This is a genomic window from Cellulomonas sp. JZ18 (assembly GCF_009720485.1).
Classification (GTDB): Bacteria; Actinomycetota; Actinomycetes; order Actinomycetales; family Cellulomonadaceae; genus Cellulomonas.
In genome coordinates this window covers 2393310-2405819 of the sequence record NZ_CP045245.1, presented here as the reverse complement: position 1 = coordinate 2405819, position 12510 = coordinate 2393310, and the positions used below count along the sequence as shown (strand labels likewise).

At 76.7% G+C, this 12510-nt stretch carries 5 protein-coding genes and 2 pseudogenes; 5 read left to right on the top strand and 2 right to left on the bottom strand.

Translation table 11 applies throughout. The features are described 5' to 3' along the window. Positions 1 to 31: 31 nt before the first annotated feature. From GC089_RS10870 to GC089_RS10850, 5 genes and pseudogenes are all read left to right on the top strand, one after another. Positions 32 to 2511 (top strand): annotated as a pseudogene (locus GC089_RS10870) (DNA translocase FtsK 4TM domain-containing protein). Between the two features lie 9 nt (positions 2512 to 2520). Then, complete coding sequence (locus tag GC089_RS10865) at positions 2521 to 4689, top strand: bifunctional diguanylate cyclase/phosphodiesterase (RefSeq protein WP_155377691.1); 2169 nt, start codon at positions 2521 to 2523, stop codon at positions 4687 to 4689. A gap of 82 nt (positions 4690 to 4771) precedes the next feature. Further along, positions 4772 to 5365, top strand: coding sequence for a CDP-diacylglycerol--glycerol-3-phosphate 3-phosphatidyltransferase (gene pgsA / locus GC089_RS10860; protein ID WP_255449010.1), 594 nt, complete (start codon positions 4772 to 4774; stop codon positions 5363 to 5365). After that, the gene (locus GC089_RS10855) at positions 5362 to 5871 is read left to right on the top strand and encodes a CinA family protein (RefSeq protein WP_155377690.1); all 510 of its coding nucleotides are present in this window, start codon (positions 5362 to 5364) and stop codon (positions 5869 to 5871) included. Before pgsA ends, GC089_RS10855 begins: the two co-directional genes overlap by 4 nt. A gap of 273 nt (positions 5872 to 6144) precedes the next feature. Beyond that, on the top strand, positions 6145 to 6486 hold the full coding sequence (locus GC089_RS10850) for a helix-turn-helix domain-containing protein (RefSeq protein ID WP_135972540.1): 342 nt from the start codon (positions 6145 to 6147) through the stop codon (positions 6484 to 6486). A 9-nt stretch (positions 6487 to 6495) separates the two neighbouring features. On the opposite strand, the gene GC089_RS10845 is transcribed toward GC089_RS10850, so the two are convergent. Together GC089_RS10845 and GC089_RS10840 are read right to left on the bottom strand one after the other, a co-directional pair. After that, complete coding sequence (locus GC089_RS10845; RefSeq protein ID WP_155377689.1) at positions 6496 to 7344, bottom strand: DNA-formamidopyrimidine glycosylase family protein; 849 nt, start codon at positions 7342 to 7344, stop codon at positions 6496 to 6498. 27 nt (positions 7345 to 7371) lie between these two features. After that, positions 7372 to 12445: pseudogene (locus GC089_RS10840) on the bottom strand (DEAD/DEAH box helicase). Positions 12446 to 12510: the final 65 nt, after the last annotated feature.

The following is a 12510-nucleotide window of genomic DNA, read 5'->3' as shown; positions in this document are numbered from 1 at the left end:
CCTGCCGCTGCGCATCGTCCGCGGCATCTGGATGGGCGGTGCGCACCTCGTCGGCGGCACGGCGCGGCGCATCGGCCGGGGCGCGCGCGACCTGGACCCGGCACACCGCCGCGACGGGCTGGCGTTCACCCTGCTCGCGCTCGCGGTCGTCGTCGCGGCGCGCGAGTGGTGGGACCTGTCGGGGACCGCCGGGGACGTCGTGCACAACGTCGTCGCCGGCACGTTCGGCGTCGTCGGCGTGGTCGTCCCCGTGGTGCTGCTCGGCATCGCGGTGCGCCTCATGCGCCACCCCGACCGGGCCCAGGCCAACTCGCGCATCGGCATCGGCCTGACGGCGATCACCGTCGCCGTCTGCTCCATCGTGCACGTCGCGCACGGTCGCCCGGGCACGGACGACATGCCCGCCCTGCGCGAGGCGGGCGGGATCGTCGGCTTCGGCGTCGGCACCCCGCTCGCGACCCTGCTCACCCCGGTCGTCGCCGCGCTGCTGCTCGGCATCCTCGCGTTCTTCGGCGTGCTCGTCGTCACCGCCACGCCCGTGCACCAGATCGGGCCGCGCCTGTCGGCCCTCTACCGCCGGCTCACCGGCCAGCACGAGGCGGAGGCGGTCGAGGAGGACGACGACGCACCGCTCGTCATCGAGGCGCTGCACAGCGCGCGACCCGAGCCGGTGGACAAGCCGCGGCGCAAGCCGCGCCTGCTCTCGCGCCGTCCCCGGGCCGAGGAGCCCCCGGGACCCGACGACGACCGGCTGGACGAGTACGAGGGCGACGAGGCGTACCAGCGTGCCGCCGTCGTGGACCGCTCGGACGTGCCCGACGCCGTCGAGGACGCCGACGAGGCCCCGACGGCCCGCATGGCCCCCGCCCCGCCGACGGCGCCGACCGCGGCCGTGGCCGCCGTGGGGACCGCGCTCGAGGCGCCGCCCACCACGGGCGTGCCCCGCGGTGAGCAGCCGATGCTCGAGGGTGACGTCGTCTACGTGCTGCCGTCCGAGGACGCGCTCGCCAAGGGGGCGCCGCACAAGGTGCGCTCGGCCGCGAACGACCGCGTCGTCGACTCCCTCACGTCGGTCCTCGAGCAGTTCCAGATCGACGCCCAGGTCACGGGGTTCACGCGCGGTCCGACGGTCACGCGCTACGAGGTCGAGCTCGGCAACGGCGTCAAGGTCGAGCGGGTCACCGCGCTGAGCAAGAACATCGCGTACGCGGTCGCGAGCGCCGACGTGCGCATCCTGTCGCCCATCCCGGGCAAGTCCGCCATCGGCATCGAGATCCCGAACACGGACCGCGAGACCGTGGCGCTGGGCGACGTGCTGCGCTCGAGCGCGGCCAAGCGGACCGAGCACCCGATGGTCATCGGCGTCGGCAAGGACGTCGAGGGCGGCTACGTCGTCGCGAACCTCGCGAAGATGCCGCACCTGCTCGTCGCGGGCGCCACCGGCGCGGGCAAGTCGTCGTTCGTGAACTCGATGATCGTCTCGATCCTCATGCGCTCGACGCCCGACGAGGTCCGCATGATCCTCGTCGACCCCAAGCGCGTCGAGCTCACGCTCTACGAGGGCATCCCGCACCTCATCACGCCCATCATCACGAACCCGAAGAAGGCCGCGGAGGCCCTCGAGTGGGTCGTGAAGGAGATGGAGGCGCGCTACGACGACCTCGCGATGTTCGGCTACAAGCACATCGACGACTTCAACGCCGCCGTCCGCGCGGGCAAGGTCAAGCCGCTGCCGGGGTCCGAGCGCAAGATCGCGACGTACCCGTACCTGCTGGTGATCGTCGACGAGCTCGCCGACCTCATGATGGTCGCCCCGCGCGACGTCGAGGCGTCGATCCAGCGCATCACCCAGCTCGCGCGCGCCGCCGGCATCCACCTCGTGCTCGCGACGCAGCGACCGTCGGTCGACGTCGTCACGGGTCTCATCAAGGCGAACGTGCCGTCCCGGCTCGCGTTCGCCACGAGCTCGCTCACCGACTCGCGCGTCGTGCTCGACCAGCCCGGCGCCGAGAAGCTCATCGGCCAGGGTGACGCGCTGTTCCTGCCGATGGGCGCGGCGAAGCCCATGCGCACGCAGGGGCGTGGGTGTCCGAGTCGGAGATCCACGCGGTCGTCGAGCACGTGAAGTCGCAGCTCAAGCCGGTCTACCGCGAGGACGTCACCGTCCAGGCCGCGAAGAAGCAGGTGGACGAGGACATCGGCGACGACCTCGACCTGCTGCTGCAGGCGGCCGAGCTGGTCGTGACCACGCAGTTCGGGTCGACGTCCATGCTGCAGCGCAAGCTGCGGGTCGGCTTCGCCAAGGCCGGCCGCCTCATGGACCTGCTCGAGTCGCGGGAGATCGTCGGTCCGTCCGAGGGGTCGAAGGCGCGCGAGGTGCTCGTCCAGCCCGACGACCTGCCCGGCACGCTCGCGATGCTGCGGGGCGAGAGCGCCGCGCCCGCTGACGACGACGGACCCGACGACCCGGGGGAGGGCGACACCGGGTACGGGGCCGCCGACGCCGACTGAGCCAGCGGCGTGGACCTCGGCTCCCTCGCGCCCCTCGGCGCCGTCAGCACCGTGATCGCGGTCGTGGCGCTGGTCGCCCTCGTCGCGGTCCTCGTCCTGCTCCACCGCGAGCGGGCGCAGCGGCGGCGCGCGTCGGGCCTGCTGACCACGGCCCAGGAGCTGCGGCGCCGGTACGACGCCCTGCAGTCGGTGACGCGCGAGGGCGTGCTCGTGCAGTCCACGTCGGGGCACGTGCTCGACCTGTCGGAGCGGGCGGCCGAGATCCTCGGGCTCGACCGGCAGGCGGCCGTCGGCCGCCGCGTCGCCGACCTGCCCCTCGTCCTCGTCGACGAGCGCGGGCTCGCCACGAGCGCGGCGCTCGCGCTGGGCCCGCGTCCGGCGGACGACGACCCCCGCGTGGTCGGCGTCGTCCCGCCGGGACCGGGCGCGCGTCCCCGTCTCGTGCAGGTCGCGACCCTCCCGCTGCCCGAGGCCGAGGGCGCCCCGTCGGCGGTCCTGACGACGCTCGTCGACGTCACGCTGCGCCGTGAGGTCGAGGCCGCGCTGTCGCGCAGCGAGACGCAGTTCCGGGTCGCGATGGAGAACGCCCCGATCGGCATGGCGCTCGTCGACCTGGACTGGCGCGTCGCGGAGGCGAACGTCGCGCTCGCCGAGCTGCTCGGCACGCACGCGGCGGCGCTGCGGGGCTACCGGGTCGACGAGCTCACCGCGCCCGAGGACCGTGCGGCGCAGCGGCTCCAGCTCGACCGGCTGCTCAGCGGCGAGCAGCACCGCTTCTCCCTCGAGATGCGCTGCCGGCGTGCCGACGGCCAGCTCGTCTGGGTCGTGCTCGACGCGGCCCTCGTCCGTGCGCCGGACGGGCGGCCGGACCGGGTGGTCGTGCAGGTGCGGGACGCGACCGAGTCGCGCCTGCAGGCGGAGATGCTGACGCACCGGGCCATGCACGACCCGCTGACGGGGCTGGCCAACCGGACGCTGCTGCAGGAGGTGCTGCAGGCCGCGCTCGAGCAGCCCGGCGCCCTGCACCGCACGGCCGTGCTGGCGTGCGACCTCGACGGGTTCAAGGAGGTCAACGACCGGTACGGGCACGCGGCCGGGGACGCGCTGCTCGTGCACGTCGCGGGCGTGCTGCGGGCGGCGACCGGCAGCAGCGGCACGGTCGCGCGGCTCGGCGGCGACGAGTTCGTCGTCGTCGTGCAGGACGAGGACGCCGCGAAGGCCGTCTTCGACGTCGCGAACCAGATCCACGGCGGCCTGCGCGAGCCCGTGCGGCTGGGGCGTCGGCGGACGCGCGTCGCGGCGAGCGTCGGCGTGGCGCTGGCGGACGCCTCGCTCGTCGAGGGCGGTGCCCCGACGCTGCTCGCGGCGGCCGACGCGGCCCTGTACCGCGCGAAGGGCGCCGGCCGTGGTCGCACGGAGGTGTACGACCCGTCGATGGGCCTGTCCACGGCGACGACGACGCACCGCGAGCTCGTCCGGGCGGTCGAGGAGGACCAGCTGGTCGTGCACTACCAGCCGATCGTCGACCTGTCCGACGGGCACGTCGTCGGCTACGAGGCGCTCGTGCGCTGGCAGCACCCGCACCGCGGGCTCCTCCTGCCCGGCGCGTTCCTGCCGCACGCCCAGGAGGCCGGCGTGTCGGTCGCCCTCGCGCAGCTCGTGGCGACGCGCGTCGTGGAGTTCCTCGCCCGCACCGGCGACGACGGGCGGTGGGTGTCGGTCAACGTCTCCGCCGACCAGCTCGGCGACGGCGAGCTCGCGACCCGCCTGCTCGCGGAGCTGTCCCGGCACCGCGTGGCACCCGGGCGGCTCGTGCTCGAGCTGACGGAGTCCAGCCTCGTCGCGGCCGGCACCCGCATCCGGCACGAGCTGACGCAGCTGTCCGCCGCCGGCGTGCCGATCCTCCTCGACGACTTCGGCACCGGTGTCTCGCCCCTGTCCTACCTGCGCGACCTGCCCGTCGCCGGGGTGAAGCTCGACATGTCGTTCACCTCCGGCATCCCGCACGACCCGACCGCGGGCCGCGTGGTACGGGCCCTCGGGGCGCTCGCGCGCGAGCTGGCCATGGTGACCATCGCCGAGGGCATCGAGCACGAGGAGCAGGCCGTGCACCTGCGCCGCAGCGGCTGGCGGTACGGCCAGGGCTGGCTCTACGGCGCCGCGCAGCCGCAGGACTGACGCCCGCCGGGCCCCGGTGCCCGTGCACGGGAAGTGCCCCTCGCTGCAGGGGCACCCCGTCACCGGCCCTAGGCTGTGCGTCGTGGTCGGCGTCGCTGCTTCCGTGTGGACCCCGGCGAACGTCGTCACGATGCTGCGGATCGCGGTCGTGCCGGTGTTCGCCGTCGCCCTGCTGCTCGACGGCGGTCACACGGTCGGCGGCCGCCTGCTGGCGGTCGGGCTGTTCGTCGCCGCCGCGCTCACCGACCGGCTCGACGGCTGGCTCGCCCGTCGCTCGGGTCAGGTGACCGACCTCGGCAAGCTCCTCGACCCCATCGCCGACAAGCTCCTCGTGGGCACGGCGCTCGTGCTGCTCTCGTGGCTCGGGGAGCTGTGGTGGGCGGTCACGGCCGTGATCCTCGTGCGCGAGCTCGGCATCACGGTGATGCGGTTCTTCCTGCTGCGCTACGTCGTGCTGCCCGCCTCGCGCGGCGGCAAGCTCAAGACGGTCCTGCAGTCGGTCGCGATCGGCTTCTTCCTGCTCCCGCTCGACGCGCTGCCGGCGGTCGTCGGCGTGCTCGCGGCCGTGGTCATGGCCGGCGCGGTCGGGGTCACGCTCGTCACGGGTCTGGACTACGTGCGCACGGCGGTGCGGATCCGGCGCGCCGCCGGCGTGCCGCCCGCCGCGGGGCTGTGACGCAGGACCCGGCGGCGCGTGCCGCGGCGGACGCGCGGGCGCTCCTGACCGCGCTGGCCGGGCGCCGGCAGACGCTCGCCGTCGCCGAGTCGCTGACGGGCGGTCAGGTCGCCGCGACCCTGGTCGACGTGCCCGGCGCCTCGGTCGTCCTCCGCGGTGCGGTCGTCGCCTACGCGACCGACCTCAAGGCGTCCCTGCTCGGGGTCGACGCCGACCTGCTCGCTGCGCGCGGACCCGTCGACCCCGACGTCGCGCGCGCGATGGCCGAGGGCGTGCGCGCGCGCCTGGGCGCGGACGTCGGGCTGGCCACGACGGGCGTCGCCGGGCCGGGTGCGCAGGACGGGCACCCGGCGGGCACCGTCCACGTCGCGGTGGCCACGGCCGGCGGCACCGTGGCGCGGGCGCTGTTCCTGACGGGTGACCGTGCCGCGGTCCGCGCGGGCGCCACGGCCGCCGTGCTCGCGCTCGCCCTGCAGGTCGCGGGGCCCGCGTCCGACCCGGTCTGAGGGGTGGGCGCCGGTCCGGGCAGGCACGCCGCCGCGGCGGGGAACAACCGGGGGTGGCGGGGCGTTGGGAGGGACGTGATGAGCACTCGACCGCGCTTGCGCGGTGCCGACGCGCTCGTCGGCGGTGCGCGGTACGGTGGTCGTCTTCCGGCCGCACGCCGACCGGGAGCGGCAGCACGAGCGGTGGCTCCGGCCCCCGCCACGAGAGGGACGGGGACGCCGACCGCGGCTCCGTCCGGTGACCGAGGACGTGACGTGAAGGGGGGAGCCCAGATGGTCGTCCTGCGACGGGAGATCGGTGACGTCCTTCGGGACGCGCGCCAGCGCCAGGGCCGCACCCTGCGTGAGGTCTCCTCGGCCGCCCGCGTCTCGCTCGGGTACCTGAGCGAGGTCGAGCGCGGGCAGAAGGAGGCGTCGTCGGAGCTGCTCAGCAGCATCTGCGACGCGCTCGACGTCCCGCTGTCCCTCGTCCTGCGCGAGGTCAGCGACCGCGTCGCCGTCGCCGAGGGCCTGCTGGTCCCCGACACGGTGCCGGCCGACCTGGCCGCCGCGGTCGACGGGCCGTCGGACGCCGGCTGGGCGCTGTCCCGGTCGGAGCTGGCCCCCGTCGGCTGACGAGGGTTCTCAGGCCCCGGGACGGACCGGGGCCTGCACCGCGCGCCCGCGCGCCTGACACCGCGGGCACCAGAACACCGGACGCTGCATCGGCGGCGTCCCCACCTCGTCCCGGCGGATCGGTGTGCCGCAGCGGACGCAGGGTCGCCGGTCGCGCCCGTGGACGGACTCGACCGGGCGACCCGTCACCACGGACCGGCGCATCAGCTCGCGCGCGGTGCGCAGGATGCGCGCGGGGTCGTCGACCTCGTCGGCGGGCGTGAACGGCCACCACCGCTCGACGAAGAGCGACTCGGCCATGAAGATCGTGCCGATACCCGCGACCACCCGCTGGTCGAGCAGCAGCTCGCCGACCGGACGCGTGCCCTGCGCCGCCCACCGTCGCAGCGCCTCGTCGATGCCCGGTGCCGGCAGCTCGTGCACCGGGGCGCCGCCGACCGGGACCCCGGGGGTGGCGTCGAAGTCCTGGTCGAGGACGTCCGGGCCCAGGTGCCCCACGAGCGTGCGCTCGTCGCGCGTACGGACCACGTCGAGCATGCCGATGAGGTAGCCCATCGCGGTCCACCGCTCGTCGGCGAGCAGCGCCCGCAGCCGGGGCGAGCGACCGGCGGCGCGCGGGTCGTCGCTGGCGGCGACGCGCCAGTAGCCGTCCATCCGCAGGTGCGTGTGCAGCGTCGTGCCGTCGTCGAAGCGCGTCAGCAGGTGCTTGCCGTACGGACGCGTGCCGAGCACCGTGCGCCCGCGCAGGTCGACCGTCGCGGCCGTGGGCCAGCGCAGGTCCGCGCGCACGAGGCGTCGGCCCGCGAGGGCCTGGTCGAGGCGCGCCGCGGTCCGGCGCAGCACGTCACCCTCGGGCACGGCCCACCTCCGGCCGGGTCTGCGCCCTCACGACGCCTGCAGACGCAGGCCGCGCGGCGTCGTGGCGAAGCCGGCCCCGGTGAGCGCGGTGGCGGCGGGGGAGGACAGGACGTCGCCGGAGAGCACCTCGGCGCCGTCGATCCGCCCGACGGTGAGGCGGCCCGCGTGACGGCGGCGCGCGGCGTCCACGAGGGCGTCCGCCGCCGACGCGAGCACGGCCGCGTCGTCGGTGAAGGTGAGCAGCGTCCGCCCGCCGCGCTCGAGGTACAGCACGAGCGCGCCGTCGACGAGGACCACCAGCGCGCCCGCCTTGCGGCCGGGGCGGTGCCGCACGGTCACCTGCTCGGGTGGGTCCGGCCACGCGAGCGCCGCGCCGTAGGGGTTGGCAGGGTCGGTCGCCGCGAGCACGACCGCCCACGCGCCGGGCCCGACGGGCTCGTCGTCCCGGGCGGACGCCGGGTCCCACGGCGCCGGGCCCGCCGGCGCGGACCACGCCGGTGCCGGTACCTCCTGCCACGGCAGCAGCGCCGCCGCCTCGCCGGGCGCCTGCTCGCGGCGCAGCACCGCGCGCTCGCGTGCCCGGTCGACGACCTCCGCGTCGACGCGCAGCCGGTCCACCGCGCCGGGCAGCGCGAACTGCGACCCGCCCGACCGCTCGACGAAGTACCCCCGGCGCACCTGCCCCGACTGCTCGAGCGCCGACAGCACGCGGTACACGTCCGCGAACCGCCCGGCCACCTGCTCCGCCGGGGCGACGGCGCGCGTGAGCACGCCGTGCCGGTCGAGCAGCTGCGCGGCCAGCGCGTGCGCCCGCACCGTCGGGTCCGGCTCGCGCGCGGGGAGCAGGGACCAGCGCCCGGCGCCCGTGCCCGACCCACCCGCCGGGCCGGACGCGCGCGCACCCGCCGCCGAGGAGGAGCCGCCCCGCCGGGGAGCACGCCGAGCCGGGCACCGGCCCGCAGCCCGAGGCGCGGGCGCAGGGGGCGTCCGCGCGCCGGGGTCGTCCGGGTGCGGTGCGCGGTGCTGCCCGAGCCGAGCCAGGCGCGCAGCGGCCCGAGGCCGTCGTTCGTGACCCGCCCGGCCCACACGAGGTCCCACAGCGCGTCGAGGACGGCCGACGCGGGCGGGGCCACGTCCTCGTCGTCGGCGGGCAGCCAGAGCGCGGCCACACGCTCGACCAGGGGGCCGAGGAACCACGCACCGCCGCCCTCGAGCGCACCGAGCACGGCGCGGTGCACCGGACCGGAGGCCGGGGCGTCCGGGTCGTCGAGGTCGACGACGGGCGCCAGCGTCAGGTCGGCCACGGACGTCGGGTGCAGCGAGACCAGCCCGTCGTGCCCGGCGAGCGCCGCGTGCCCGGCCCACAGCACCTCGCCCGCGGCCGTGAGCTCGTCGAGCATGGCGGGCGCGTAGTCCGGCACCCGGGCCGGCAGCACGTGGGTCTCGAGAGCGGAGGCCGGGACGGCGAAGCCCGCGAGCTGCTCCACGGCGCGTGCGACGGCGTCGACCCCGCGCACGCCGCTGCCACCCCCTGCACGGCGCCCGCTCGGCTGGACGCCCTGCCACCGGGGGAGGAAGACACCGAGCGCCTGCGGGTCGACGGGCTCGACCTGCGCCCGCAGCGCCGCGAGGGAGCGCCGGCGCAGCGTGCGCAGCACGTCGGCGTCGCAGAACTCGTCGCCCGTGCCGCCCAGCACGTCGGGGCGCAGCCGGCCCTGCACGAGCACCCCCTGCGCCTCCAGCCGGCGCAGCGCCTCGGCGACGACCGCCACGCCGAGACCGAGTCGCGCGGCGACGGCGGTCGCGGGGAACGGCCCGTGCGTCCGGGCGTGCCGGCGCAGCAGGTCCCCGAGCGGGTCGGGCAGGACCTCGGTGAAGACCTCCGGCACCCCGACGGGCAGGGCGACGCCGAGCGCGTCGCGCAGCCGTCCCGCGTCCTCCACCGCCGCCCACTGCTCGGCGCGCTCGGGGGCCAGCCCGCCGAGGCGGACACGGATGGCACGCCGCGCCGCCTCGAGCTCCCGCAGCCACGCGGGTGCCTCGTCGCGCACCTCGGCACGGGTCCGCGCCAGCACCCCCGCGAGCGGCAGGGGGCCGTGCCGGCGCAGGACGTCCGCGAGCTGCTCAAGCGTGCCCGCCTGCCGGTCCGGCGCCGTCCCCGCGAGCTCGGCCTCCGTGCGCTCGACCGCCTCCGGGTCGAGGAGGTCCGCGAGCTGGGACTCCCCGCCCTGCCCCAGCAGCTCCGCGAGCAGCGTCGGGTCCAGGGTCAGCGCGGCGGCGCGCCGCTCCGCGAGCGGCGCGTCCCCCTCGTAGAGGAACTGCGCCGTGTAGCCGAACAGGAGGGACTGCGCGAACGGGCTCGGGTGCGGGGTGGTCACCTCCACGACCCGCACGCGACCGGTGCCGATGTCGCGCATGAGGGCCGTCAGGGCCTCGGTGTCGAAGTCGTCCTGCAGGCACTCGCGCACCGCCTCGAGCAGGATCGGGAAGTCCGGGTAGCGCGACGCCACCCCCAGGAGCTGCGCGGACCGCTGTCGCTGCTGCCACAGGGGCTGGCGCCGGTCCGGCCGGCGCCGGGGCAGCAGCAGCGCGCGTCCGGCGGCCTCGCGGAACCGTGCGGCGAACATGGCCGACGCGCCGAGCTCGTCGCGGACGGACGCGACCACCTCGTCGGGCTCCAGCAGCAGGTCCTCGAGGCGGACGGCGGGACCGTCGTCACGCCCGGTCGGCACGTCGCCCCACGGGTCGCCGGCGCCGTCGAGCAGGTCGGGCAGCCGCAGCACGATGCCGTCGTCGGCGTGCATGACGGCGGCGTCGACCCCGTACCGCTCCCGCAGGCGCGTGCCCAGCACCAGGGCCCACGGCGCGTGCACGCGGGCGCCGTACGGGGAGTGCACGACGATGCGCCAGTCGCCGAGCTCGTCCCGGAAGCGCTCGACCACCACGACCGTGTCGCTCGGCACCTGGCCGGTGGCCTCCTGCTGCTCGCGCAGGTACGCGAGGAGGTTGTCCGCCGCCCAGGGGTCGAGCCCCGCGCCCTCCACCCGGGCCCGCGCCCCCGCCGGCGGCAGCGCGAGCACCTCGCGCACCCACCCGCCGATCGCCCGGCCGAGCTCGGCGGGGCGGCCCGCCGCGTCGCCCTTCCAGAACGGGAGCCGTCCGGGCAGCCCCGGCGCGGGCGTGACGAGCACGCGGTCCGGGGTGATCTCCTCGATGCGCCACGTGCTCGACCCCAGGGTGAACGTGTCGCCCACGCGCGACTCGTAGACCATCTCCTCGTCGAGCTCGCCGACGCGCTTGCCGCCGCGCAGGCGCCCGCCCGTGCGCTCGGGGTCGACCGGCACGTCCGACGCGCCGCCGTCGCCCGCGAGGAAGACGCCGAACAGCCCGCGGTCGGGGATGGTCCCGCCGCTGGTCACCGCCAGGCGCAGCGCACCCGGCCGTCCGCTGAGCACGTCGCGCACGCGGTCCCACACGACGCGCGGGCGCAGCTCGGCGAACTCCTCCGAGGGGTAGCGGCCGGCGAGCATGTCGAGCACCGCGCGCAGGGTCGCCTCGCCGAGCGTCGCGAACGGCGCCGCCCGGCGCACCACGCGCGCGAGGTCGTCGACGGTCCAGTCCTCGACCGCCACCATCGCCACGACCTGCTGGGCCAGCACGTCCAGCGGGTTGGTCGGCACCGAGAGCGCCTCGAGCTCGCCCGCGCGCATCCGCAGCGCGGTCACGGCCGCGGGTACGAGCTCGCCCCGGTAGGTGGGGAACACCACGCCGTGCGACACCGCGCCCACCTGGTGCCCGGCGCGCCCCACGCGCTGCAGCCCGCTGGCGACCGACGGCGGCGCACCCACCTGGACGACGAGGTCCAGCGCGCCCATGTCGATGCCGAGCTCGAGCGAGCTCGTCGCGACCACCGCGGGCAGCCGCCCGGCCTTCAGCTCGGACTCGGTGCGGGTGCGCTCGGCGCGGCTCATCGACCCGTGGTGCGCGCGCGCGACGATCGTCGCCGCGTCGCGCGTGTCGACGCCCACGGCGGTGCCGCTCTGCGCGGGCGCCGCCGCGGGCTGCAGCACCCCGGGGTCCGGCACGTCCGCGCCCTGGCGCTCCGCCCAGACCTCGTTGATGCGCGCGGTGAGGCGCTCGGCGCCGCGCCGGGAGTTGGTGAACACCAGCGTGGACCGGTGCTGCGCCACGAGGTCGACCACGCGCTCCTCGACGTGCGGCCAGATCGAGGCGCGCGGGGCGCTGCGGTCGGCGTTCCCGCTGAGGTCGACGTCCCCGAACCCGTCGTCGCCGCTCGGCGCCGTCGGGGCGTCGCCCCGGGCCGCGGACGCCAGGTCCCGAGGTCGGGCACGGGGACGACGACGTCGACGTCGATGACCTTCTGCGACGGCGGCTGCACGACGCGCACGGGGCGCCCGCCCTCGGCGGGGGTGCGCGCGCCGCCGAGGAACGACGCGACCGCGTCGACGGGACGGACGGTGGCCGACAGCCCCACGCGCTGCGCCGGGCCGGGACCGCCCTCGCGCTCGAGCAGCGCGTCGAGGCGCTCGAGCGACAGCGCGAGGTGCGCACCCCGCTTGGTGCCGGCGACCGCGTGGATCTCGTCCAGCACGACGGTGCGCACGCCCGCCAGGCCCGCGCGCGCCCCGGAGGTCAGCACCAGGTACAGCGACTCGGGGGTCGTGATGAGGACGTCGGGCGGCGACGTCGCGAACGCCCGCCGCTCCGCGGGCGGCGTGTCGCCCGTGCGGATGCCGACGGTGACGTCCGGGAGCGTGCGGCCCTGGCGCGTCGCCGCCTGCCGGATGCCGACCAGAGGGGAGCGCAGGTTGCGCTCGACGTCCGTCGCCAGGGCCTTGAGGGGCGAGACGTACAGCACCCGGCAGCGCTGCGTCGGGTCCTCGGGAGGGGCGTCCGTGAGCAGGCCGTCGAGCGCCCACAGGAACGCCGCGAGCGTCTTGCCCGAGCCGGTGGGCGCCACGACGAGGGCGTGGTCGCCGCCCGCCACCGCCTCCCAGGCGCCGGCCTGCGCGGCCGTGGGCGCCGCGAACGCGCCGGTGAACCAGTCGCGCGTCGGGGCGGAGAAGCGGTCGAGCACCACCGGGCCATTGTGGTGGCAGGGTCCGACACGCGCGCGGGCGTGCCCCCGGCGGCGGTCCCGGCGGG